Annotated in this window: 23 protein-coding genes and 1 riboswitch; of the genes, 21 read left to right on the top strand and 2 right to left on the bottom strand. The window is 68.8% G+C overall.

The annotated features are described in order from the left end of the window. The first annotated feature begins 20 nt into the window (after positions 1-20). Positions 21-129: riboswitch (TPP riboswitch) on the top strand. From ACFV9G_RS15835 to ACFV9G_RS15805, 7 genes are all read left to right on the top strand, one after another. Continuing rightward, complete coding sequence (locus tag ACFV9G_RS15835; RefSeq protein ID WP_378728435.1) at positions 126-1,190, top strand: thiamine ABC transporter substrate binding subunit; 1,065 nt, start codon at positions 126-128, stop codon at positions 1,188-1,190. (Overlaps the previous riboswitch by 4 nt.) Further along, entirely contained in the window at positions 1,187-2,845 is a 1,659-nt protein-coding gene (locus tag ACFV9G_RS15830) for an ABC transporter permease (RefSeq protein ID WP_378728434.1), read from the top strand. The genes ACFV9G_RS15835 and ACFV9G_RS15830 overlap by 4 nt, the downstream gene beginning before the upstream one ends. A gap of 111 nt (positions 2,846-2,956) precedes the next feature. After that, positions 2,957-3,985: an ABC transporter ATP-binding protein gene (locus tag ACFV9G_RS15825; protein ID WP_378728433.1), complete on the top strand. Its 1,029-nt coding sequence runs from the start codon at positions 2,957-2,959 to the stop codon at positions 3,983-3,985. A gap of 11 nt (positions 3,986-3,996) precedes the next feature. Next, the gene (locus ACFV9G_RS15820) at positions 3,997-5,064 is read left to right on the top strand and encodes a phosphatase PAP2 family protein (RefSeq protein ID WP_378728432.1); all 1,068 of its coding nucleotides are present in this window, start codon (positions 3,997-3,999) and stop codon (positions 5,062-5,064) included. A 30-nt stretch (positions 5,065-5,094) separates the two neighbouring features. Next, the gene (locus tag ACFV9G_RS15815) at positions 5,095-7,008 is read left to right on the top strand and encodes an acyl-CoA dehydrogenase (protein ID WP_378728431.1); all 1,914 of its coding nucleotides are present in this window, start codon (positions 5,095-5,097) and stop codon (positions 7,006-7,008) included. Between the two features lie 232 nt (positions 7,009-7,240). Further along, positions 7,241-8,182: a type IV toxin-antitoxin system AbiEi family antitoxin domain-containing protein gene (locus tag ACFV9G_RS15810; RefSeq protein WP_378728430.1), complete on the top strand. Its 942-nt coding sequence runs from the start codon at positions 7,241-7,243 to the stop codon at positions 8,180-8,182. Positions 8,183-8,208: 26 nt separating this feature from the next. Continuing rightward, entirely contained in the window at positions 8,209-8,760 is a 552-nt protein-coding gene (locus ACFV9G_RS15805) for an AAA family ATPase (RefSeq protein WP_378728429.1), read from the top strand. A gap of 157 nt (positions 8,761-8,917) precedes the next feature. Here the strand turns inward: ACFV9G_RS15805 and ACFV9G_RS15800 are convergent, their stop codons facing one another. After that, positions 8,918-9,409 carry an inorganic diphosphatase gene (locus ACFV9G_RS15800; RefSeq protein WP_378728428.1) on the bottom strand — a complete coding sequence of 164 codons (492 nt, stop codon included), beginning with the start codon at positions 9,407-9,409 and terminating at the stop codon, positions 8,918-8,920. An 86-nt stretch (positions 9,410-9,495) separates the two neighbouring features. On the opposite strand from ACFV9G_RS15800, the gene dacB reads away from it, so the two are divergent. The 6 genes from dacB to folE all read left to right on the top strand — a co-directional run bounded on the left by dacB (position 9,496) and on the right by folE (position 16,366). Then, positions 9,496-10,875, top strand: a complete 1,380-nt coding sequence (dacB, locus tag ACFV9G_RS15795; RefSeq protein ID WP_378728427.1) for a D-alanyl-D-alanine carboxypeptidase/D-alanyl-D-alanine-endopeptidase — start codon at positions 9,496-9,498, stop codon at positions 10,873-10,875. A gap of 24 nt (positions 10,876-10,899) precedes the next feature. Further along, positions 10,900-11,949 carry a zinc-dependent metalloprotease gene (locus ACFV9G_RS15790; RefSeq protein ID WP_378728426.1) on the top strand — a complete coding sequence of 350 codons (1,050 nt, stop codon included), beginning with the start codon at positions 10,900-10,902 and terminating at the stop codon, positions 11,947-11,949. A gap of 7 nt (positions 11,950-11,956) precedes the next feature. After that, positions 11,957-12,940, top strand: a complete 984-nt coding sequence (gene tilS / locus ACFV9G_RS15785; RefSeq protein ID WP_378728425.1) for a tRNA lysidine(34) synthetase TilS — start codon at positions 11,957-11,959, stop codon at positions 12,938-12,940. A 10-nt stretch (positions 12,941-12,950) separates the two neighbouring features. Beyond that, positions 12,951-13,502, top strand: coding sequence for a hypoxanthine phosphoribosyltransferase (hpt, locus tag ACFV9G_RS15780; RefSeq protein WP_378728423.1), 552 nt, complete (start codon positions 12,951-12,953; stop codon positions 13,500-13,502). 151 nt (positions 13,503-13,653) lie between these two features. Then, positions 13,654-15,717, top strand: a complete 2,064-nt coding sequence (ftsH, locus tag ACFV9G_RS15775) for an ATP-dependent zinc metalloprotease FtsH (RefSeq protein WP_378728422.1) — start codon at positions 13,654-13,656, stop codon at positions 15,715-15,717. A gap of 10 nt (positions 15,718-15,727) precedes the next feature. Then, a complete protein-coding gene (folE, locus tag ACFV9G_RS15770) occupies positions 15,728-16,366 on the top strand; it encodes a GTP cyclohydrolase I FolE (protein ID WP_378728421.1) in 639 nt (212 codons plus the stop codon). Here folE and ACFV9G_RS15765 read toward each other — a convergent pair. Beyond that, a complete protein-coding gene (locus ACFV9G_RS15765) occupies positions 16,363-17,889 on the bottom strand; it encodes a polysaccharide pyruvyl transferase family protein (protein WP_378728420.1) in 1,527 nt (508 codons plus the stop codon). The genes folE and ACFV9G_RS15765 overlap by 4 nt on opposite strands. A 105-nt stretch (positions 17,890-17,994) precedes the next feature. Between ACFV9G_RS15765 and folP the strand changes: the two genes are divergently transcribed. The 8 genes from folP (at position 17,995) to ACFV9G_RS15725 (ending at position 24,449) form a co-directional block, all read left to right on the top strand. Further along, positions 17,995-18,798, top strand: a complete 804-nt coding sequence (folP, locus tag ACFV9G_RS15760; RefSeq protein WP_378728448.1) for a dihydropteroate synthase — start codon at positions 17,995-17,997, stop codon at positions 18,796-18,798. After that, positions 18,795-19,187: a dihydroneopterin aldolase gene (folB, locus tag ACFV9G_RS15755; protein ID WP_378728419.1), complete on the top strand. Its 393-nt coding sequence runs from the start codon at positions 18,795-18,797 to the stop codon at positions 19,185-19,187. The genes folP and folB overlap by 4 nt, the downstream gene beginning before the upstream one ends. Continuing rightward, positions 19,184-19,750 (top strand): 2-amino-4-hydroxy-6-hydroxymethyldihydropteridine diphosphokinase, encoded by a 567-nt coding sequence (gene folK / locus ACFV9G_RS15750; RefSeq protein WP_378728418.1) that lies wholly within the window; start codon positions 19,184-19,186, stop codon positions 19,748-19,750. Before folB ends, folK begins: the two co-directional genes overlap by 4 nt. 82 nt (positions 19,751-19,832) lie before the next feature. Then, positions 19,833-20,270 carry a DUF3180 domain-containing protein gene (locus tag ACFV9G_RS15745; protein WP_378728417.1) on the top strand — a complete coding sequence of 146 codons (438 nt, stop codon included), beginning with the start codon at positions 19,833-19,835 and terminating at the stop codon, positions 20,268-20,270. Positions 20,271-20,285: 15 nt separating this feature from the next. Further along, a complete protein-coding gene (locus ACFV9G_RS15740) occupies positions 20,286-20,879 on the top strand; it encodes a hypothetical protein (protein ID WP_378728415.1) in 594 nt (197 codons plus the stop codon). 226 nt (positions 20,880-21,105) lie between these two features. Then, positions 21,106-21,786: a hypothetical protein gene (locus ACFV9G_RS15735; protein ID WP_378728414.1), complete on the top strand. Its 681-nt coding sequence runs from the start codon at positions 21,106-21,108 to the stop codon at positions 21,784-21,786. Beyond that, positions 21,783-22,145 (top strand): hypothetical protein, encoded by a 363-nt coding sequence (locus ACFV9G_RS15730; protein ID WP_378728413.1) that lies wholly within the window; start codon positions 21,783-21,785, stop codon positions 22,143-22,145. Before ACFV9G_RS15735 ends, ACFV9G_RS15730 begins: the two co-directional genes overlap by 4 nt. Positions 22,146-22,154: 9 nt before the next feature. Continuing rightward, a complete protein-coding gene (locus tag ACFV9G_RS15725; protein ID WP_378728412.1) occupies positions 22,155-24,449 on the top strand; it encodes a glycosyltransferase in 2,295 nt (764 codons plus the stop codon). Positions 24,450-24,455 lie beyond the last annotated feature (6 nt).

Here is a 24,455-nt window from a genome sequence, read left to right as displayed (position 1 = left end):
CTCCCACGGGTAGTGTTGGCGGGAACAGACAGGGGAGGCCGGGAGGCCTGAGAGTGCGGCGAACAGCGCCGCAGACCCTCCGAACCTGCTCCGGTTGATACCGGCGAAGGGAGTCAGGAATGCGCATGCGTACGCCTGCCATCACTGCGACCACGGCGATCTCCGCGCTGGTGCTCGCCGCCTGCGGGAGCACCCCCGCCGAGCCGGACGCCGAGAAGTCGAGCGGTGCCGACGACAAGACGGTCGTGCTGCTGACCCACGACAGCTTCACGTTGCCGAAGGAGGTGCTGGCCGAGTTCACCGAGAAGACCGGCTACACCGCCGAGATCCGGCATGCGGGCGATGGCGGCGAGCTGACCACCAAGATCGCCATGGACACCGGCAACCCCGACGGGGACGCGGTCTTCGGCGTCGACAACACCTTCGCCAGCCGCGCGATCGACCAGGGCGCGCTGGCGGCCTACACGCCGAAGACCGTCCCGGCCGGGGTCGACGAGTTCAACCTCCCGGGCGACGAGAAGCACTTCCTCACCCCGGTCGACAACGGCAGCGTGTGCGTCAACATCGACACCGAGTGGTTCGCGGCGAAGAAGCTGACGCCGCCGGAGTCGCTCGACGACCTGGCCGAGCCTGCGTACAAGGATCTCTTCGTGACCCCGGGCGCCGCGACGTCGACGCCGGGGATGGCGTTCCTTCTGGCGACCGTCGCCGAGTACGGCGAGGACGGCTGGGCCGACTACTGGGGCAAGCTGATGGACAACGGCACCAAGGTCGTCGACGGCTGGGACCAGGCCTACTACTCCGACTTCACCCAGGGCGGCGGGAAGGGCACGCGGCCGATCGTCCTCTCCTACGACTCCTCGCCGGCCTTCACCGTCAAGGACGGGGCGTCGACGACGAAGGCGCTGCTGGACACCTGCTTCCGTCAGGTCGAGTACGCCGGCGTGCTCGAGGGCGCCGACCACCCCGAGGGCGCCCAGGCGCTGATCGACTTCCTGCTCTCGGACAGCGTGCAGGGGGCGCTCCCGGAGAGCATGTACGTCTTCCCCGTCTCCTCCGGCGTCGAGCTGCCGGCCGACTGGGCGAAGTTCGCGCAGCAGCCGACCTCACCGCTCTCCGTGGAACCCGACGACATCGACGAGAACCGGGAAGCGTGGCTGGCGACCTGGAGCGACACGATCGCGCAGTGAGCTCCACCCGTCGTGCTGTGACCCGGCGAATCGCGACCCTGGTCGCTCTCGCCGCTCTCCCGGTGGCCGTGCTGGCGGTCTTCTTCGTCCTGCCGGTCGTGGGGATGGTGCAGCGCGGCCTGTTCTTCGAAGGATCCTTCGATCCGTCGGTCGTGTCCAGGATCCTGGGGCGCCCGGAGATCCAGCGGGCGCTCTGGTTCACGCTGTGGTCCTCGGGGCTGGCGACGGTGCTGAGCGTCGCGCTCGGGCTGCCGGCCGCGTTCGCGCTCTATCGGCTGAGCTTTCCGATGCAGCGGGTCATCCGGGCGGGGCTCCTGGTGCCGTTCGTGCTCCCCACCGTCGTCGTCGGGGTCGCCTTCCGCGAGCTCATCGGCGAGGCCGGGTTGCTGGCCGGGTGGGGGCTCGACGGGACGCCGACCGCGATCATCCTCGGTCTGGTCTTCTTCAACGCCTCGGTGGTGATCCGCGCGGTCGGAGCGGCCTGGGAGTCGCTCGACCCGCGTCCCGGGGAGGCCGCTGCCGCGCTGGGTGCCTCGCCTTCCCGGGTCCTGTTGACGATCACCCTGCCCGCGCTGCGGCCCGCGATCGTCTCTGCGGCATCGGTGGTCTTCCTCTTCTGCGCCACCGCGTTCGGGATCGTGCTCACCCTCGGCGGGGTGCGCTACAACAGCATCGAGACCGAGATCTACAAGCTGACCTTCACCCTGTTCGACCTTCCCGGCGCTGCCGTGCTGTCGGTGCTCCAGCTGGTGGTCGTCATCGGGTTGCTGGTCGTCGCCGGCCGGCTGCGCTCGGTGCCGGATCCCGCGCAGTCCCGGGTCGTCGTACGCCGCCGGCGGGTCTCGCTGCGAGACGTCCCGGCCCTGTTGTCGACGTCGGTGCTGGTCCTGCTGGTCGCCGGTCCGCTGCTCGCCCTGCTGCTCGGGTCGCTGCGAGTCGAGGATCGGTGGAGCCTCGGGAACTACGGGGCCCTGCAGACTCCCGGGTTCGACCCGCCGCTGCCGGTGCCGGCCACGACCGCGCTGATGACCTCGCTGGCGGTCGCGGTGCAGGCCTCGCTGGTAGCGCTGACCCTCGGGCTGCTGGTGGCCTTCGCGGTGACGCGCCGGTCCCGTTCCGTGGCCGAGCGGCGGGTGCGTTCCGTCCTGGACGGGCTGTTCATGGTGCCGCTCGGGGTCAGCGCCGTCACCCTGGGGCTCGGGCTCTACCTGACCCTCGGGTCGGCCCCGCTCGACTTCCGCGACGAGCCGTGGCTCGTGCCGCTGGCGCAGGCGCTGGTGGCGCTGCCGCTCGTGGTGAGGACGTTGGTGCCGGTCCTGGCATCCGTCGACGACCGACTGCGCCAGGCCGCCGCCGGGCTCGGCGCCGGGCCGTTGCGCGCGGTCATGACCGTGGACGTACCTGCCATCTGGAAGCCTCTCCTCGCCTCCTCCGGCTTCGCCTTCGCGGCGTCGCTCGGCGAGTTCGGCGCGACGTCCTTCCTGGTCCGCGAGGAGAACCCCACCCTTCCCGTGGTCATCCTCCGGCTGCTGTCCCGTCCGGGCTCGGACAACTACGGCATGGCCCTCGCCGCCGCCTGCGTCCTCGCCGCCGCCACCGCTCTCGTGATGCTCCTCGTCGAGCGTCTCCGCGTCCCTTCGATCGGAGCACTGTGATCCGCCGAAGCGTCACCCCCGTCGGCCGAGGCGTCACCTACGTCGGCCGAGGCGTCACGACCGTGCCAACTCGGCCGACGGGGTTGACGCTTCGGCGGGATCGAGGTTGCGATGCTGTCGCTGCGTGAGGTGTCGGTGGCGTACGACGGGAAGGCGGCCGTCTCGGACGTCAGCCTGGAGCTGGCGGACGGAGAGGTGCTGGCGCTGCTCGGGCCGTCGGGGTCGGGGAAGTCGACGCTGCTGCGGGCCGTGGCCGGGCTGGAGCCGGCGACGGGGGAGATCAGCTGGGACGGGCGGCCTCTGCGCGGGGTGCCGACACACAAGCGTGGCTTCGCGCTGATGTTCCAGGACGGGCAGCTGTTCCCGCACCTCAGCGCCGCCGACAACGTCGCGTACGCGATGCGGTTGCGCCGCATCCCGGCCGCCGACCGCACGAAGAAGGTCGCCGACCTGCTGGAGCTCGTCGGCCTGGGTGGCTACCAGGACCGTCTTCCGGGCACGCTGAGCGGTGGCGAGCGACAGCGGGTCGCGCTGGCGCGGGCGCTCGCGGTCGAACCGCGGTTGCTGCTCCTCGACGAGCCGCTCTCCGCGCTCGACGCCGGACTGCGGGAACGGCTCGCCGGCGACCTGCGGCGGATCCTGCACGAGGCGGGCACCACGGCACTGATGGTCACCCACGACCAGGAAGAGGCCTTCGCCGTGGCCGACCGGATCGCGCTCCTGCGAGACGGTCACCTGGTGCAGCAGGGGACCCTGCGGGAGGTGTGGGCGAGGCCGACCGACACCTGGGCCGCCCTGTTCCTCGGCTACGCCCGGGTGCTCGAGGGGCCGGCGGCGTACACGGTCCTGAAGGCCGCCGGGATGGCACCGGCCGGCGCGGTGGCGCTGCGCCGCTCCGCCTTCGTCGCCGACCCGGCCGGACCGCTCACCGGCACCGTGGTCTCGGCCAGGGCCACGCCGGAGCAGCACCGGCTCGTCGTACGTCTCGACGATGTCGGTGAGGTCGATGCCGTCGCCGACTCGGCGCCGGCGCCGGGGGAGTCGGTCACGTTGAGGGTCGAGCCGAACCGGCTGGCCATACCTGAAACTGCCCAGGGATCAGGCACCCAGGAATGGGCAGACCAACCACCGGCCACTTAGAATTAGCGGCTATGTATCGCCGCGCTCAGATCTTCCTCGTCAGCAGCGCGCTGATCTTCGGCCTGATCGCAGTCGTGACCGCGCAGATCGTCGACAAGCGCATGCTCGACCCGGAGGGCTTCCTCGGACCGTCCTGGCTCCGCCTTCCCCTCCTCGTCGGAGCTGCGCTCCTCGTCGACCTCGTGCCACGCACGCTGTGGCTGGCGAAGTTCAGGTGGAAGGCCATGGGCCCGATCTTCAAGGAGCGGGTCCGCACCCACTGGACCCGTGAGCGGCTGACGCTCGTGGCGATGGGCATCGTCTGCTTCTACCTGGTCTACGTCTGCTACCGGAACCTCAAGTCGTTCCTGCCGTTCGTGGTGCCGGAGACGTATGAGTTCGATCACGAGCTGCACCTGATCGACAAGGCGGTGCTCTTCGGCGCCGACCCGGCGATCCTGCTCCACGACCTCCTCGGCACCGGCTGGGTGGCCTGGTTCCTCTCCTACATCTACATGTGGTTCCTGCCGCTGGTGCCGTTCGCCGTCGCCGGCTGGCTGGTGTGGTCGCGCAACCTCGCCTACGGCTACTGGTTCGTGAGCTCGCAGTGCATCGCCTGGATCCTCGGCACGGTCTCCTACTATTGCCTGCCGACGGTCGGTCCGGGCCTGCAGTACCCCTATCTCTACGCCGACCTGCCCGAGACGCCGGCGAGCACACTGATGGAGTCGCTGGTCTTCACCCGACAACACGTCCTGTTCGACGTGGACGCCAACGTGGTGCAGTCGGTCGGTGGCTTCGCCTCGCTCCACTGCGGCATCACGCTGCTGGTGGCGCTGATGATCCACGCCACGATCGACAACAAGATCGCCCGCTGGGCCGGCTGGATCAACTTCGGGATCACCGTCGTGGCGACCGTCTACTTCGGCTGGCACTACCTCGCCGACGACATCGCGGGCTGCATGATCGCGCTCGTCGCCTACTTCGTCGGCGGCCTGGTGGCCAACCAGAAGTTCCAGCGCAAGGGTGTGCGGCGGCTGATTCCGGAGTCCGACGACATCGCCGAACGCGAGGCGAAGGTCGCCCACGAGCTGACCTGATCCTGGGCCGTCGCGGCATAGGGTGGCGGCGTGAACGCCATCGATGCCGCAGCACTGACTTCACTTCTCGACGGGCGATATGCCGAGGTCCGACAGGACGTACGCAAGGCCCTGGCCGAGCGCGCCGACTTCCTTGACGAGGTCGAGGAGCTGCCTCGGGCCGAGTATCGGGAGCGGGTGCGCGAGACGCTTCTCGACGTCTCCGCGACCGGTCTGACCGGGCTCGGGTTTCCCAAGGAGTACGGCGGGGGCGGTGACGTCGGTGCCTCCATCGCCGCCTTCGAGGAGATGGCCGGCGGCGACCTGTCGCTGCTGGTGAAGTCGGGTGTGCAGTTCGGGCTCTTCGGCGGCGCGATCCTGCAGCTCGGCACCGCACGTCACCACGATCGGTATCTCGCCGACATCGTGTCCGGGCGCCTGCTCGGCTGCTTCGCGATGACCGAGCACGGCCACGGGTCCAACGTGGCCGCGGTGGGGACCGTGGCGACCTACGATCCGGATGCGCAGGAGTTCGTCGTCGAGACGACCCGGGAGGATGCGTACAAGGACTACATCGGCAACGCCGCTTGTCACGGCGAGCTCGCGGTCGTGTTCGCGCAGCTCGTGGTCGGGGGCGAGGAGCGTGGCGTCCATGCCCTCGTGGTGCCGATCCGGGTCTCCGGCGAGCCCGCTCCCGGGGTCCGGATCGAGGACGACGGGCCCAAGATGGGGCTCAACGGCGTCGACAACGGACGGCTGTGGTTCTCGGGCGTGCGGGTGCCGCGTACCTCTCTGCTGAACCGCTTCGCGGACGTCACCGCCTCTGGCGAGTACGTGTCGGAGATCGAGTCGGCCGGCCGGCGCTTCTTCACCATGCTCGGCACGCTCGTCCAGGGCCGCGTCTCGGTCGGCGGGGCCGGGATCCGGGCATCGGAGGTCGCGCTGACGATCGCGGTCCGCTACGCGCTGCGGCGCCGGCAGTTCGAGGCGTCGTCGGACGCCGAGGAGTCGCTGCTCCTCGACTACGGCCAGCACCAGCGACGGCTGTTGCCGCTGGTGGCTCGGACCTATGCGCTGCGCTTCGCGCAGGAGGTCGTACGCGACGACCTGCACGACGTCTTCTCCGGCGTCACGACCTCGGAGCACGCCCGGCGCGAGCTCGAGTCGCGAGCGGCCGGCACCAAAGCCCTGGCGACCTGGCACGCGACCCGGACCATCCAGGAGTGCCGCGAGGCGTGCGGCGGGGCGGGCTACCTGGCCGCCAACCGGTTCGCGGCCCTGAAGGCCGACACCGACGTCTTCACGACCTTCGAGGGCGACAACACCGTGCTGCTGCAGCTGGTCGCCAAGGGGCTGCTCACCGGCTACTCGAGCGAGTTCGAGGAGATGGACCAGCTCGACCTCGTACGCTTCGTCGCCGGTCTCGCCGTCGAGACCGTCCTGGAGCGGACCGCCGTGCACAAGCTGCTCGAACGGGTCCGCGACGTCGTTCCGATCGCGGGCGAGCGGGAGCCGGACATCCTCGACGCCGACTACCACCTGGCGATGCTGCGCTTCCGCGAGGAGCACATGCTCGCCGGCGTCGCCCGGCGCCTGCAGTCCGGGGTGAAGGCCGGGGACGAGCCTGGTGCCGTCTTCTCGAGGGTGCAGGACCACGTCATCGGCGTCGCCCACGCGCACGTCGAGCGGCTGATCCACGAGGCGTTCCGGGAGATGGTCCGCGGGCTGCCCGACGGAGAGGTCCGGGATCTGATGGATCGTGTCTGTGACCTGAGCGCCCTCGCGGTCATCGAGGCCGACCGAGCCTGGTTCATGGAGCACGGCCGCCTCTCCTCCGAGCGATCCAAGGCCATCACCGCCGAGGTCAACCGCCTCTGCCGCCAGCTCCGCCCCGACGCGCGGCTGCTGGTCGACGGCTTCGGTGTGCCTGAGGAGCTGCTGCGTGCGGAGGACCTGATCGGCTGAGGGTAGGCCGGCGGGGGCGGATGCTCACCGAGGTAACTCGGTGGGGTGCCACTGCCTTCGTGGAGTTCCGCGAAGACAGTGGTCGCTCGCCGAGTTACCTCGGTGAGCATTCACCCGCACATGGTGCAAGACATGGGCCGCTGGCTCTCCACAGGCGACGTTCGGGACCGGGTTATCCACAGCGACTCCATTTGCGGTCGGAAGTGTCGGTACAGAGACGAACCCTGGAGGCATGGACCCACTACGAATCATCACCGCCACCGAAGGCTTCTTCACCCGGCGCGAAGCGAAGAACGCGGGCTACGCCGACCGCGAGATCACGGCGATCGTCCGCCAGGGCGCGTGGCACCGGATCAGACGCGGGGCCTACGTGTTCGCCGACGAGTGGAAGGCGCTCGACACTGTCGGGCGACATCGCGTGCGTACTCGAGCCGTGCAACGGTCCCTGGGCGGCAAGGTCGCCCTGAGCCACGTGTCCGGCATGGTCGCTCACGGGATCGACCTGTGGGGTGTCGACCTCACCAAGGTGCATGTGACCAGGCTCGATGGTGCCGGAAGACCGCTCGAGGGAGACGTCGTCCATCACTTGGGTGCTGTCCGGGAGGACGAGATCGAGACGCGCGACGGCCTGCGTACGCTGCCTGCGGTTCGATGCGTGCTGGAGACGAGCCTGCAGGCCGACGACGAGGTCACTCAGTGCCTCCTCGATGCCGGTCTCCGAGCGAAGGCATTCACGAAGGAGGAGCTGATCGTCGAATACGAGCGGATGAATCAGTGGCCCTTCAGCCACCCGCTCGGACTCGCTGTCGCTCACGCGGATCCGTTATCGGGATCGATCGGGGAGTCGCGGTGTCTATGGCTGTTCCGCATCGGAGGCCTGCCGCGCCCGGAGCTTCAGGTGCCTGTCTATCGCGCGGACGGTTCACTGGTCGGCATCGTCGACTTCGCCTGGCCCCAGTTCCGGTTGTTCGGTGAGTTCGACGGCAAGGTGAAATACGGAAAGCTGCTCAAGCCTGGTCAGTCGCCCAGCGATGCAGTGTTCGAGGAGAAGGTGCGCGAGGACGAGATCCGGGAGATCACTGACTACGGTTTCGTGCGCGTCATCTGGGATGACCTGGACAGCCCCCGCCGGACGTTGGGTCGGTTCGAGTCCCGGATGCGGATCGCCGGCTGAGCCCCAGCTGGTGGTTGACTGGCGACGTGGCCAGGCTGATCCTCATCAACGGAATGCCCGGGGTAGGAAAGTCGACGCTTGCCAGGTGCTTCGCGGCCGACCATCCCGGCACCCTGGTGTGTGACATCGACCTCCTGCGCACCTTCATCAGCGGGTGGCGAGACGACTTCGTCGGCGCCGGCGCGCGGATCCGGCCGGCGGCGCTCGGGCTGATCCAGGGCTACCTGAGCGAGTCCGGCGACGTCGTGCTTCCGCAGTTGTTCGCCAGAGTCAGTGAGCTCCAACGCTTCGAGAGGGCGGCGAACGACGCCGGCGCCGAGTTCGTGGAGGTCATGCTCGAGGCTGTCGAGGACGACGCTCTGAGCCGTTTCCACGCGCGCGACGATGGCAGCGATCCATGGCACCCGATCGTCAGAGAGATCGTCGCGGAGTCCGGTGGCGACGAGCACCTCCGGGCGTACGCTGCCGAGCTCGTCGACTTGGTGGCACAGCGCCCCGCGACCAAGGTCGTCCCGAGCATCGCGGGCGAGGTGGACGCGACGTACGACTCCTTGCGAGCCGCGCTCGGTGAATGCTGACCGAGTTACCTCGGTAAACAGACACTGCCTTCGTGGAGTTCCACGAAGGCAGTGCGGCTCGACCGAGTTACCTCGGTGAACATCCGCGGTCCGACCGAGTTACCTCGGTGAACATCCGCGATCCGACCGAGTTACCTCGGTCAACATCCAGCAAGACTCAGTGAGCGGTGTTCTTGAACCGGTCGATGGAGGCGGCGATCTCCGACTCCGCGGCAGCCTTGCCGACCCAGTCGGAGCCCTTGACGGACTTGCCGGGCTCGAGGTCCTTGTAGTGCTCGAAGAAGTGCTTGATCTCGTTGAGGGTCCACTCGTCGACGTCCGCGAGGTCCTGGATGTGGTCGAAGCGGGGGTCGCAGGGGACGCAGAGGACCTTCTCGTCCTGGCCCTTCTCGTCCTCCATGACGTACATCGCGACCGGGCGGGCCTGGACCAGCACACCGGGGAACAAGGGATACGGGGTGAGCACCAGCGCGTCGAGCGGGTCACCATCCCCACCGAGGGTGTCCTCGATGTAGCCGTAGTCTGCGGGGTACATCATGGAGGTGAACAGCACGCGGTCGAGTCGAAGCCGGTTCGACTCGTGGTCCACCTCGTACTTGTTGCGGGATCCCTTGGGGACCTCGATCAGTACGTCGAACTCCTGCGTCACTTCTCTGCCTCCAGACAAACCCAAAAACGGAATGCCGGACAGTCTGACACCGATCGGCGTCAGACCCGGCATCGAGGAGGATATCCGTGGAGCCTGACACCTCGCCGAAGTGGCCGTCAGAGGAGACGGACGAGGCACGCGGGAAGCTGGCGATCGTGCTGCCGTTGGTGCTCGCGCTCCTGGTGGGAGCAGCGGCCGCGGCGTACGCCCTGGGGTGGGTCCGCTATGCCCAGGGCAATGTCGCGCCGACCCCGCCGCCGGCACCGCTGAACATCGCCGCCGTCAGCCCCGCCGCGGTCGCGGGCGAGCAGACGAGAGCCCCGGGGAAGCCTGATCAGGCGGCGCTGGAGCAGGTGATGCGCGAGGTGGTCGGCGACAAGCGGCTCGGCAAGCACCTCAAGGCGGCGATCGCGCCGCTCGAGGGTGCCCCGCTGGTCACCCACGGCACCGGGGCCGCGACCCCGGCGAGCGTCACGAAGGTGCTGACCAGCGTCGCGGTGCTCGAGGCGTACGGCCCGGAGCGCAGGTTCGAGACCAGCACCACGCTCCAGGGGAGCACCGTCACCCTCGTCGGAGGAGGTGACGCGTCCCTCAGTGCCGGCGACCTCGACGACCTCGCCGCGGAGACGGCCCGGGAGCTCGGCACCACCAAGTCGGTGACCCTCGCCTACGACGACAGCCTCTTCGCCGGCCCGACGCTGAGCCCGACCTGGCGACGCACCTATCTGGGCGAGGAGGTCGGCGGGATCACTGCGCTCCTGGTCGACCACGGCGGCTCCCAGTCGTCGGGCTACAGCCTGGACCCGTCCGCGCAGGCGGCCGAGCAGTTCAAGAAGGCCCTGATCAGGCATGGGATCAAGGTCAACGGGAAGCCCGCGAGGGGCACGAAGGCCGGCACCCAGCTAGCTGTGCGCCAGGGTGACACCCTGCGCGAGATCGTCGAGTACACGCTGCAGCACAGCGACAACCAGCTCGCCGAGGTGCTCGCCCGCCACGTCGGCCTCGCCGCAGGAGCACCGACGTTCGACGGCTCCACGGCGGCGATCACGGCCACGCTCAAGGACCTCGGCATCGACACCACCGGCCTCGTCCTCCGCGACGGCTCCGGCCTCTCCCGGCAGAACCTGATCCCGCCGACCCTGCTGGTGAGTACGCTCCAGACCGCCGCCAGGCCCAACCGCCCCGAGCTCGCGCCGGCGATGACTGGCCTCCCGGTCGCCGGCTGGGTCGGCTCGCTCTCGCGGCGGTTCAACTTCGACGCCGAGCCGGGTCGCGGCCGCGTCCGGGCGAAGACCGGCACCCTCACCGGAGTCTCCGGGCTCTCCGGCATCGCGATCGACGCCCGCGGCACGCCGTTCGTCGTCGTGCTCATGGCCGACGGGTTCAAGCCGGCGCAGACCCTGGACGTACGCGACGCCCTCGATGACGCGATGACGGCGGTGGCGACGTGTCGATGCTCGGCATAGGTCCGGTCGGCTACGGTCGTACGCATGACCCATCGTGCTGAGGACCCCGCCCCGTCCGGAGCGAGCATGGTCGACTGGGACCTGGCCGTACGCCTCGGTGCGACGGTCGCCGGAGAGGGCCCGATCGTCTCGCGCAGCGAGGCCCGGCACGCCGTCGAGGAGCTGCGCGCCGACGCCGCCAAGGCGACCGAGTTCGTGCGCGCCTTCACCGGTCTGGACGCGCCGCGCGACACCGCGCCGGTCCTGGTGGTGGACAGAAGGGGCTGGATCCAGGCCAACGCCGACACCTTCGCCCACGTGATCTCGCCGGTGGTCGACCGGATCACGGCGAAGCGTGCCCCGGGAGCCCTCACCCAGGCGGTCGGCTCCAAGATCAGCGCCGCCGAGGTCGGCGGTCTGCTCGGCTTCATGTCCTCGAAGATCCTCGGCCAGTTCGACCCGTTCTTCGGGCCGTCGGGGCGGCTGCTGCTGGTCGCGCCCAACGCCGTCCACGTCGAGCGCGAGCTCGGCCTGGACCCGACCGACTTCCGGCTGTGGGTCTGCCTCCATGAGGAGACTCACCGGGTCCAGTTCACCGCCAGCCCGTGGATGCGCGACCACCTCTTCGCCCAGATCGAGGGCCTCTCCGAAGCGATGGACCCGGCCTCGATCTTCGACGGCGGGCTGCAGCGCGTCACCGAGGCGCTCAAGGGCAACGGCAGCATCGTGGACGCGTTCGCCAAGCCCGAGCAGAAGGAGATCATCGACCGGGTCACCGGGATGATGTCGTTGCTCGAGGGCCACGCCGACGTGGTCATGGACGATGTCGGCCCCGGCGTGATCCCGAGCGTCACCACGATCCGCAAGGCCTTCAACAAGCGCCGCCAGGGCATCGGCGTCCTCGACCGCCTGCTGCGCCGCCTGCTGGGGCTGGAGGCCAAGATGGCGCAGTACCGCGACGGAGCGAAGTTCGTACGCCACGTGGTCGACCGGGTCGGCATGGAGGAGTTCAACGCCGTCTTCGCCGGCCCCGAGAACCTCCCGACCAAGGCCGAGATCGTCGAGCCGGACGCCTGGGTGACCCGGGTCCTGTGAGTCCGGATTGAGCCTCCACCCCTCCCTCGCAGCCGTACGCCGCCCCGTCCGTGCCACGCTCGAACGGCTCGAGCCGGGCGAGAAGGTGATCGTGGCCTGCTCCGGGGGAGCAGACTCCCTGGCGCTCGCCTCCGCCGCGGTCTTCGAGGGCCACAAGCTCGGGCTGCACATCATCGGCGCGACCGTCGACCACGGGCTGCAGGACGGCAGCCGGGCACAGGCGGCCAAGGTCGTCGGACAGCTCGCCGAGATGGGCGTCGATGAGACGGTGACCGCGACGGTGGAGGTCGAGGCCGTCGGTGAAGGTCCCGAGGCCGCGGCGCGACAGGCCCGCTACGCGGTCCTCGACCAGCTCGCCGAGCGCCTCGGCGCGAGCGTGATCCTGCTCGGCCACACCCGTGACGACCAGGCCGAGACCGTGCTCCTGGGCCTGACCAGGGGATCGGGCGCGCGCAGCCTCTCCGGGATGCGGGCCGGGTTCGACCGTTACCGCAGACCGCTCCTCGACACCACCAGGATCGACACCGAGACCGCCTGCCAGGTCGAGGGGCTCGACATCTGGCAGGACCCGCACAACCGCGACTTCGCCTACACCCGTGCACGCATCCGTCACCGGGTCCTGCCGACGCTCGAGGAGGACCTCGGCCCGGGGGTCGCCGCCGCGCTGGCCCGCACGGCCGAGCAGCTCCGTGAGGACGCCGACTTCATCGACGACATCGCCGAGGCGATGCACCGCGAGCTCGGCGGGTCCCTCCCGGTCGAGACCCTCGCCGGGTATCCGTCCGCCGTCCGCACCAGGGTTCTCCGGATCGCGGCGCTCGAGGCCGGCAGCCCGCCCGCGGAGCTCACCCGCGAGCACGTCAAGGCCGTCGACGAGCTGATCACCGGCTGGCGCGGCCAGCGCTGGATCGACCTCCCGGGACACCTGCGGGCGAAGCGTACGAACGGTGCTATCGCCTTCGAATCGGGACCGTTCACACCGAGCGCTTAGAGTGACGGACATGGACACCGAGTACGTCGGCGACGACCTCGTGAAGACCCTGTTCACCCACGACGAGATCCAGGCGAAGGTCGAAGAGCTGGCCCGCCGGATCGAGAAGGACTACGAGGGCGAGGAGCTGCTGATCGTCGGCGTCCTGCGTGGCGCGGTGATGATCATGGCCGACCTCGCTCGCGCCCTGAACCGCCACGTCGAGATGGACTGGATGGCGGTGTCGTCCTACGGCTCCGGCACCAAGTCGTCCGGTGTGGTGCGGATCCTGAAGGACCTCGACACCGACGTCACCGGCAAGCACGTGCTCGTCGTCGACGAGATCATCGACTCCGGCCTGACCCTGACCTGGCTGACCTCCAACCTCACCAGCCGTGGCCCGGCGAGCATCGAGATCGCCACCCTGCTCCGCAAGCCCGAAGCGGTCAGCATGCCGGTCGAGGTGAAGTACGTCGGCTGGGACATCCCCGACGAGTTCGTGGTCGGCTACGGCCTCGACTTCAACGAGAAGTACCGCAACCTGCGCGACATCTCGACCCTCGCGCCGCACATCTACAGCTGAGGCTGGAACTGAGCCGGCGAGCGCCTGCTGTTACGCCAACAGCGGAACCGCGCAGATGGGGTGGGCACGATTTGGCGTGTACCGTCGTTCTAAATGACGTGCACGCTGCCCTGCGTGCGTGTCTGACCCCGTAAACGGTTGAAAGAAGCCTGTGAAGCGCATATTCAAAGGTCCCTGGCTGTGGATCATCGTGGCAGTGCTCGGTGTGATCCTGGCGCTGCAGTACCTCGCCCCCCGCAACGGAGGCGACGAGATCACCACGAGCCAGCTGACGTCGTACATCCAGGACGACAAGGTCAAGGAGATCACGTTCGTCGACGGCGACCAGGAGATCAAGGCGACCCTGGTCAAGGGCACCCGTGATGGCGGCTCCGAGGTCACGACCTCGTGGGTCGACGGTGACCAGGAAGCGCTCATCGAGATGGTGCGCAAGACCCAGGCCGAGGGTGAGAACCTCAAGAAGTTCAACTCCGAGGTCGCCAAGCCGTCCGTGCTCGGCTCGATCTTGAGCTTCCTGCTTCCGTTCGTGCTGATCATCGTGCTGTTCCTCTTCCTGATGAACTCGGTCCAGGGCGGTGGCGGTCGCGGGGTCATGCAGTTCGCCAAGTCCAAGGCGAAGCTGATCACCAAGGACATGCCGAAGACGACGTTCGCCGACGTCGCCGGTGCTGACGAGGCGGTCGAGGAGCTCCAGGAGATCAAGGAGTTCCTGCAGGAGCCCGCGAAGTTCCAGGCCGTCGGCGCCAAGATCCCCAAGGGCGTGCTGCTCTACGGCCAGCCGGGCACCGGTAAGACTCTGCTCGCGCGCGCCGTCGCGGGCGAGGCCGGTGTGCCGTTCTACTCGATCTCCGGTTCGGACTTCGTCGAGATGTTCGTCGGTGTCGGTGCGAGCCGTGTCCGCGACCTGTTCGAGCAGGCCAAGGAGAACGCTCCCGCCATCGTCTTCATCGACGAGATCGACGCCGTCGGCCGTCACCGCGGCGCCGGCATGGGCGGTGGCCACGACGAGCGTGAGCAGACGCTCAACCAGCTCCTCGTGGAGATGGACGGCTTCGACGTACGCGGCGGGGTCATCCTGATCGCGGCGACCAACCGTCCCGACGTGCTCGACCCGGCGCTGCTGCGCCCGGGCCGCTTCGACCGCCAGATCCAGGTGGACGCTCCCGACCTCGCCGGTCGCGAGAAGATCCTCCAGGTCCACGCCCGCGGCAAGCCGCTGGCCGGCGACATCGACCTCGACTCGGTCGCTCGCCGGACCCCCGGGTTCTCCGGTGCCGACCTGGCCAACGTGCTCAACGAGGCCGCGCTGCTGACCGCCCGCAGCGACCAGAAGCTGATCACCAACAAGGCGCTCGACGAGGCCATCGACCGGGTCATCGCCGGCCCGCAGAAGCGCACGCGTCTGATGAGCGAGACCGAGAAGCTCATCACCGCCTACCACGAGGGTGGCCACGCGCTGGTCGCCGCGGCTCTGCCGGGCCCGGACGTGGTCCAGAAGATCACGATCCTGCCGCGTGGCAAGGCGCTGGGCTACAACCTGGTCATGCCCGACGACGACCAGTACAGCCAGACCCGGTCCTCGATGCTCAACAAGCTCTCCTACATGCTCGGCGGCCGCGCCGCGGAGGAGCTCATCTTCCACGACCCGACCACGGGTGCCGGCAACGACATCGAGAAGGCGACCAACCTCGCCCGCGCGATGGTCACCCAGTTCGGTATGACCGAGCGCCTCGGTGCGATCAAGCTCGGCGAGTCCAACGGAGAGCCGTTCCTGGGCCGCGACATCGGTCACCAGCGCAACTACTCCGAGGAGGTCGCCGCCGTCGTCGACGACGAGACCAAGAAGCTCCTCGCCACCGCGCACCAAGAGGCTTTCGACATCCTCGAGGAGAACCGGGACGTCCTCGACAGCCTGGTCCTGCAGCTCCTCGAGAAGGAGACGCTCTCTAAGCACGAGGTCGCCGAGATCTTCGAGCCGTTGCGTCGCCGCGACCCGCGTCCGGCCTGGACCGGATCCGACACCCGCCGCCCCTCCGACCGCCCGGCGGTCGAGATCCCGCGGTGGATCGTCGAGCGCGACAAGGAGAACCTCGCCAAGGCGATCCGTGCCGCCGGGAAGCAGTCCGGTGCCCAGTCCGGTGCCCAGTCAGCCAACGGTGTCGACCTCGCCAAGCCGGCCGAGGCCGGTTCGCCCGAGGGCACCCCGCCTGCCTGATACTGAGCACATGTCCGACAACTTCGATGACGTCGCGCCCGTCCACGTCCCCGAGCGGGACGTGGCGGACGTACCGGTGTTCGACCAGAAGCGGGCCGAGGCGGCCGTGCGCGAGCTGCTCTACGCGATCGGGGAGGACCCCGACCGCGAAGGGCTGCTCGAGACTCCCGCCCGGGTCGCCCGCGCCTACCAAGAGGTGACCCGCGGGCTGCACCAGGTGCCCGAGGAGGTCCTCACCACCACCTTCGACCTCGGCCACGACGAGATGGTCCTGGTCCGCGACATCGAGCTGTGGTCGATGTGCGAGCACCACCTGGTGCCGTTCACCGGTGTCGCCCATGTCGGCTACATCCCGGCGAGCTCCGGCAAGATCACCGGCCTGTCCAAGCTCGCCCGGCTGGTCGACGTCTACGCCAAGCGACCGCAGGTGCAGGAGCGGCTCACCACCCAGGTGGCCGACGCCCTCACCGAGATCCTCGAGGCGCGCGGCGTCATCGTGGTGATCGAGGCCGAGCACCTGTGCATGACGATGCGTGGCGTCAAGAAGGCCGGTGCCCGCACGATCACCAGCGCCGTACGCGGCACGATGCGCTCCAACGCCACCACCCGGGCCGAGGCCATGGCCCTGATCCGGGGCGGGACGCGCTAGGAGCGACGCAGCCGGCGGCGAACCCGCCGGACGAAGCCGCGCAGGCCCGCTCGCTCTTCGTGGCGAGCGAGGTCCGCGCGCAGCTCGTGGATCAAGGTCCGCTGGCGGTCCAGGCGGCCGGCCTGCCGTTCGATCCGGGTCTGCTGCTTGCGTGTGGTCGACTCGAGCGCCGCGATTCGCTTGGCCTGGCTCTTCACCGACGCCGTGAGCTTCTTCGCCAGCTCCTTCTCCCGCCGCTTCGCGGCGGTGTCGGCGTGCTCGGAGGCGATCTTGAGGGCGTGGATCCGATCCTCGATGCGCCGGATGGCGTCATCGCCCGACCCGCGCAGGGTGGCGACGGGCGCCGCCGGCTCCAGCGCGGCGAGCTCGGCGTCGTACGTCGCACTCGTCCGGTCGGGCTGCGCGACGTTCGCCAGGCCGGCGTCGTCCAGGAACGCGGTCAGCCGCTTCCAGCCCTCGCCCAGGCGGTTGTGGAAGCTGGTGTAGTCGGCTGCCTGGAACAGCTCGTCGACCGTGGTCTCGACCCTGGATGAGTCGAGCATCGAGTCGAGCATCGCGTAGGGCAGGCCGTGGTAGTCGCACAGCTCCAGCACGCGTGAGTCGTGAGCGATGACCATGGCCGGGGTCCCGGCGAGCACCGCGGCGACGTTGCCGTGGATACGCGTGCCGAAGGCGAACCGCTGGGTTGCCAGGAACCGGGTCCAGGATCCGGCGTCGAGGAACATCCGGGTCCGGTCCTCGGCGTAGAGCCGGTGGTCGCGGTCGATACCCATCTCGGGCTGACGGTGTCGTCCCCACTGGAGCATCGCGAAGTCATGGTGGGTCTGGCCGACGTAGGTCATGTGCGGGTGCCTGTTGGCGAAGGCGTCGACGTACGTCTCGAACCAGGGTGCGGTCAGCGGGCTCATCGAGACGGCGATCGGGTCCTCGTCGGCGATCGGGGTGGAGCGCTCGTCGCGGACGGTGAGCTCGGGGCCGTTGAGGTAGATCGACGGACAGCCGATGATCTCGACGTGCTCGTCGCCGTAGCCGAGCCGCCGCAGGTAGGCGGCGGTGATCTCGCCGCGTACGCCGACCTTGGGGGACCGTTCGAGGACGCTGTTCATGAAGCGGCGGTGGAGCGCGGCCAGCTCGTCGTCGGGAGCGGTGTCGAGGTCGTCGAGGGAGAGCTGCGCGCCCATGCCGACGATGGTGGTCGGGATCGAGAGCTGCTCGATGAAGGCAGTCAGGCGGGTCAAGGGGCGGGTGAACTCCGGCCGGAGGGCGTTGGCCAACGGCACCACGAAGTGGTCGTAGGCCTCGTTGGTCGCGGCGACCTCATCAGCGGTGAACGCTCGTCGCTCATGGGCGAAGCGGTCTGCGACGATCTCGGTGCCGGGCACGCTGAGGAGCCGGTGCGTGGAGTCGGCGAAGAGGAGGTTGCCGACGTTCGTGCCGTAGAACCCGATGCCCCACGCACGCGGGTCGCCCGCCTCGATCACGTCGAACGGGTCCCTCGCCGAGCGGAGCAGGATCTTGGCCACGATGCCTCCATGGGTATATGAGTCGGCGGGCAGCCTGGCTGAGCGGGCCCACCCGGTCAAGTCTGCCCTTCCGGCGTCGCCGGATAGGGTCGTGACGTGCAGGTCATGGGAATCGTCAACGTCACGCCCGACTCGTTCAGCGACGGCGGACGGTTCTTGGCGACCGATGACGCGGTGGCTCACGGTCATGCGCTCCTGGCGCAAGGAGCCGACCTGCTCGACATCGGCGGTGAGTCGACCCGTCCAGGGGCGACCAGGCCGCTGGTGGCCGATGAGCTGGCCCGGGTGGTGCCGGTCATCGAGACGCTGGCCGAGGAGGGGGCGACCCTCTCGGTCGACACGATGCGTCCCGAGGTCGCGGAGGCGGCCCTGAAGGCCGGGGCGAAGATCATCAACGACGTCTCGGGCGGTCTGGCCGACCCGGAGATCCTGAAGGTCGCGGCCGACCATGGCGCCACGTACGTCGTGATGCACTGGCGCGCGCACGGCGCGGAGATGCAGCACGATGACCATCTCGTCTACGCCGACGGCGTCGTCGCGACGGTCAAGGCGGAGCTGGAGCAGCGGATCGAGGCGGCGCGGGTCGCAGGGATCCAGGACGACAACATCGTGGTCGACCCGGGACTCGGCTTCTCCAAGACGGCCGACGACAACTGGCGGCTGCTGGCGGGGGTGGAGGAGTTCCACAAGCTCGGCTTCCCGGTGCTCATCGGGGCCAGCCGCAAGACCTTCCTCGGGCGCCTGCTGGCCGCACCCGACGGCACGCTGCGCCCGGTGACCGAGCGTGAGAACGCTCACGACGCGATCACCGTCTTTCTCGCGCAACGCGGTGTCTGGGCCACGCGTGTTCATGACGTACGTGCCGCCAGGGACACCCTCGCGGCGGCAGCGAAGCTGGAGGCACGATGAACGAATCGATGAACATTGCGGAACCCGCGGACGAAATCCAGATCCTCGGTCTGGAGTGCTTCGGCCACCACGGGGTCTTCGACTTCGAGCGCCGTGAGGGGCAGAAGTTCATCATCGACCTGGTCATCGGCACCGACTCCCGCAAGGCCGCGGACTCGGACGACTTGCATGACACCGTCGATTACGGAAGTCTCGCAATGGCGGTCAAGACAAATGTTGAGCGCGACCCGGTGGACCTCATCGAAACGCTTGCCCAGCGGATCGCGGACATCTGCCTTGCAGACATCCGCGCACTTTGGGTACGTGTTACGGTTCACAAACCGGGGGCGCCTATCGAAACGACGTTCAAAGACGTCACCCTGACGATCACCCGGAGGCAGAGCACGTGACAGAGGTACCCAACCCGTACATCATCGACGCCGACACGCTCACCGGGGAGATGCGGCCGATCCGGCGGGCGGTGCTGTCTCTGGGCTCCAATCTCGGGGACCGGTTGGCAAACTTGCAGGACGCGTTGAACACTCTCGCCGAGACCCCGGATGTCTGGGTGACGACGATCTCGCCGGTCTACGAGACCGAGCCGGTCGACTCGCCCGGAGATGCTGAGCTCTACCTCAACGCCATCGTCCTCGCCGACACCACGCTCACCCCGACGCGCCTGCTCGAGCGTGCGCTCACCATCGAGGACGCGTACGGACGCTCGCGCAGCGGCATCTTCAACGAGCCCCGCACGCTCGACATCGATGTGATCTCGGTCGGCGACAAGATCCTCGAGGAGGAGTCGCTGACGCTGCCGCACCCGCGTGCGCATCAGCGAGCCTTCGTGCTCAAGCCGTGGCTCGACCTGGAGCCGAGCGCCGATCTCCCCGGCGTGGGCCCGATCGCCGAGCTGCTGGAGCAGTCCGACCAGTCCGGCATCACCCGCCGCGACGACCTCGCCCTCGAGCTCTGAGCCGGAACTGAGCACGGCACCCGAGGATCCCGACCAGGGTCCTGAGAAGGATCCCGCCGACGACGAGCGCCGGCTCCGCCCGATGTCGGGTGGAGCCATCACGGCGTGGGCCGTGATCGGGATCGTGGGTGGCTGGCTGGCTCACCCCGTGCTGGAGTCCTGGCGCGGGGTGGCCCCGGTGATCACCTGGGCGCAGCCGATCGTGCTGCTACTGATCGCGGCGGCCCTGGGCGTGACCGCCTGGATCACCCACCGCCAGCTGCAGGTACGCGGCGAGCGCATCGAGGCCCATCAAGCGGTCAACCGGCTGGTGCTCGCCCGCGCCTGCACCTTGGTCGGCGCGCTCCTCGCCGGCGGCTATCTGGGATACGCGGTGAGCTGGCTGGGCTACGACGCCAACACCGCAGCAGGGGAGCGGCTGGTGCGCTCGGCCCTCGCGGCCGTGGCCGGAACCGCGATCCTCATCGCCGCTCGACTCCTCGAACACGCGTGCCGGGTCCGCAAACGCGATGAAAACTAGCCGTACCGTGGATGTATGCCTTCCCCATCCGCAACTTCAGTCACACGCAGGCGTCAGCGCAGCACACGCCTGACGGTTGCTGTAGCCCTGCTGGCGCTGGCCGCCGTCACGATCGCCGCCGCAGTGGCCTCCGGGTCCTGGCTGGTTGTCGTGCTGGCAGCCGTTCTCGGGCTCGCCTGTGGCGCTGCCGCAACCAAGATCACTCACTCCGAGCTCCTCCAGACCCGCCGCGACTGGGCGCGTGACCGCGCCGAGCAGGCCCAGGCCTTCCGCGTCGAGTCCGAGAAGCGGGCCGAGGAGAACGCCGAGTTCCGCGAGCACATGGATGCCAAGCTCGCCGAACGCGTCCAGGCCGTCGAGGAGCTGGAGGGCGCCCTGGCCGCCGCTCACCAGCGCGCCGCCGAGGCCGTCCGTCGCCGCGGCGAGGAGGCCCGCCGGGCCGCCCAGGCCGAGCTGCGCGGCGAGCAGCTCGAGGCGAGGCTCCAGGCCGTCGAAGCCGACGCTGCGGAGGCGGCCATCCGGGTCGCCGAGCTGGAGTCCGAGCTGGACGCCGTACGTGCCGAGCTGGAGGCCGAGCGTACGAGCTGGACCGGGGCTCAGTCCGCCTGACCAGCGCACGACACACAGATGTATGGATGGTGACGCGGCGTCAACAGCGTCATGGCACTTTTGCGCCGGCACGCGTGAAATCGCGCCGCCACGCTCAAATCGATACTCGGGTGGGTAACTGTCGGAGGTCTGGCTCGTTATGATTTTTCCGAACGGGTAACGCGCCTGCCGCGTCCCTGCGATCTGTGACGACGCTGCGACAAGAGTCGTTGGAAAGGGGAAGCCGGTGACGTTGATCGCCGAACGGGCAGTCACGATCACTGAAGGCTTCGCCTACCTACGCGACCTGATGACCACGTACGCCAGAAGGGCGCCGGTGAGGTCGGTCGCGGTGCTCGGGAACGCTCCGCTGGGGCCCAGCGACGACCGAGCGCAGGCCATCGACGACTCGGATCTGGTGATCCGGGTCAACAGCTTCGTGCTGGATGTCCCGGGTGAGCCGCGCGCCCAGGGATCACGGGCCGACGTGGTGATCTGGAACCGGATCACTCGCCCGACGCGGTTCACCTTCGACCGCTACCGCGAGCGTCTCTACCTTCTCGCCGAACCGATGCGCTTCCACGGCCGCCTCGAGGTGTGGCCGATGTCCTGGCCGCCCGACCTGGGCTTCGTCCCGATCCCGAACGGCGAGCTGCTCGCCGGCACCGGGAACGACCTCGACATCCCCTGGCGGACCGAGAAGCTGGCGCCGACCACGGGCTTCACCGCCGCATGGCTGGCGGTCAACCTGTTCCCGGAGTCCGACATCCTGCTGTCCGGGTTCTCGTTCGTCGACAACCCCGGGCAGACGGAGTGGACCTACCAGGCCGGCGGCTCCTCGCCCGTGGCGCCGGAGCATCGGATCGAGGCGGAGGCACGCGTCATGACCGACTGGCTCGAGGAGGAGCGCGTAACCCTATGGCGATGAACCGACTGCGCGGCAAGGTCAACAGATTGGCCGGTTCTGCAGCCGACCTGGACGAAGCTCGGGCCACCATCGAGGAGCTGCGTGCCATCACGGACCGGCAGCGCGTCCGTATCGGCGACCTCGAGCGTGAGCTTGCTCGTGTTAGCCCGCAGGTAGCGGCCCTCGAGGCACGTCTGGAGACCCTGCGTGACACCGTCGAGCGTGGCAACCTCGCAGCCAAAGCGCCCTCGGACGGCCACGTCGACGCCTCCTCGATCTGGGCCGAGATCCAGCGTCAGCAGGAGCAGGTACGCGCTCGCATCACCGCGGCCACGCGTTTCGAGGAGCGGTTGCGAAGGCTCGAGGACGGAGCGACTTAAGGTGAGAATGTGCCGCATCCCGCTCTGAGCATCGTCATCCCGTTTCACAACGTGGAGCCGTTCCTGCAGACGTGCCTGGAGTCGCTCCGCGCCCAGACCTTCTCGGACTTCGAGGTGGTCATGGTCGACGACGCCTCCACCGACGGGTCCGCAACAGTTGCCGATCGGTTCGCGTCGAGCGACTCGCGTTTCCGGGTGGTCTCCTCGGAGAAGGTCGGTGTCGGGGTGGCCCGAAACATCGGGGTCCAGGAGAGCAGGGGCGACCTGCTCGCGTTCGTCGACGCCGACGACTACGTCCCGGAGTACGCGTACCAGCTCATGACGGACACGCTGGCGCGCTCGGGCTCCGACTTCGTGGCGGGCAACGCCCGCCGTTTCGACTCGGTGTCGGTCTGGCAGTCGTGGTCGCACCGGCGCCCGTTCGTCACCACCCGCATCGCGACGCACTGCAGCCGGACCCACATCCTGGGCATCGATCGCTACATCTGGAACAAGGTCTACCGGCGTGACTTCTGGGACTCCGCCGGCCTCAGCTACCCGGACATGCTCTACGAGGACTACCCGGTCGCCCTCGCCGCGCACATCCGCGCCCGGCAGGTCGACGTTCTCGCCGAGCCGATCTACTACTGGCGGCACCGCGACGGTGGCGAGGCCTCGATCACGCAGAGCCACTGGAACCTCGACAACCTCACCGACCGCGTACGTTCAGCCGAGATGCTGTTCGACATGGTCGAGGGTCAGGCTCCCTACCTGTCCGACCTGGTCAAGTCGCATCTCGCGGCGACCGATGTCCAGGTGCTCGCCCGGTCGATCGAGGACCATCCGGCCGACGAGTCCGGGCGCATCTTCGACCTGGCCGAGCGCTATCTGGCGCGCGTCGACGACGCGATCCTCAACCGGCAGGGACCGTTCGAGCGACTGGTGTTCGACCTGCTGAAGCGCCGTCGACGTGACGCGCTGACGAGGTTGACCCGCTATCGCGCCGAGTTCGGGACCCAGGCGCCGCTGGCCCGCCGCAAGGACGGCTGGTACGCCAAGCTCCCCTCCTTCGAGGACGCCGCGGTCGGGGTCCCCGACTCGGTGTTCCGGCTGGCCCCGGCGTACATGAAGGCCAAGGCGGTGGCGACCGAGGCCTGGTGGAGCGGATCCCGAGTCGCGGTCCGGGTCAACATCGGCATCAACACCCTCGCGCTCGCGCCACGAACCCGCTTCAAGGTGTGGCTGGAGAGTCCCGCCGGCGGCAGGGTGCCGGTGGAGCACGTCGCTCTGCCGAGGGCGATCCCGTTCGGCCAGGTGGACCGGTCCACGCTCGAGCTGAGCATCGACCCGTCACACCTGGCAGGGGATCGCCAGTGGCGCCTCATGATCGGCATCCGCAACCGCGATGTCCGCGACGTGATCCAGGTGACGACGTCGGGAGACGGACGGGAGCGATGGCAGGGCTGGCGGCGCATCGGCAACCGCTGGTGCCGCCCAGGACGCCTTCCCGGAGGCTTCGGGGTCACCGTTCGTGACCTTCCGGACGCCTGGGTGGATCACACCACGGATCTCGGCGACGAGATCGAGATCCGAGGCGCGTTCCGAGGCACTCCTCCCGAGTCGGCGGAGCTGACCCTCACCGACCGCAGCGGCTCGGTGGTGACCCACCCGCTGACGATCGGTGAGCGGGGCGAGCGGGGCATCACCCCGTGGCGGTTGACGGTGCCCGTCGAGGCTGTCCTCGAGAAGTCCGGACTGGACATGCCCATGGAGGAGATCGTGCCGACCCGGGTGAAACTGTCCCGGAAGGGACGTACGTCTCCACTGCCGGTGCATCCGGACTTTATCGGGTCTCGATCCCTGCTGAAGGGGCGCGCGGTGAACGCCACCCGCGACCCGAACGGTTCCTTCGTGATCACCGCGACGCCCGACCGTCCCGTCGTTCACGATGCCTGGTGGCAGGGTGAGGACCTGATCCTGCGTGGTCCGGACGGTCCCCGGCTGGAGTCCACGGGAGCGGTGCTCCGGACCTGGCCGACCCCGGAGAAGCCCCTCGATGTCTCCCTGGACGTGGCCGACCGTGACGGGGTCTTCCTGATCACCGTGCCGGTGGGCGCGTTGCGGAGCACCGCGGTCGAGCACGATGCGTGCGAGACGTCGCAGTGGTCGTTGCTGGACGGCCGCGACCACAAGCCGATCGTCGTTGCCCGTGAGCTCTCCGAACGGGTGCCTCAGCCCGCCGCTGCCGAGGCGGCGAAGCTCGAGTTCGGCTGGTCGGACGAGATCCACCTGCGGCTCGCGCCGCCGGTGCCCACCGACGCGTGACCGGCT

It is taken from the genome of Nocardioides sp. NPDC059952, from assembly GCF_042730435.1.
Classification (GTDB): domain Bacteria; phylum Actinomycetota; class Actinomycetes; order Propionibacteriales; family Nocardioidaceae; genus Nocardioides.
This window is presented reverse-complemented; position numbering and strand designations above follow the sequence as displayed.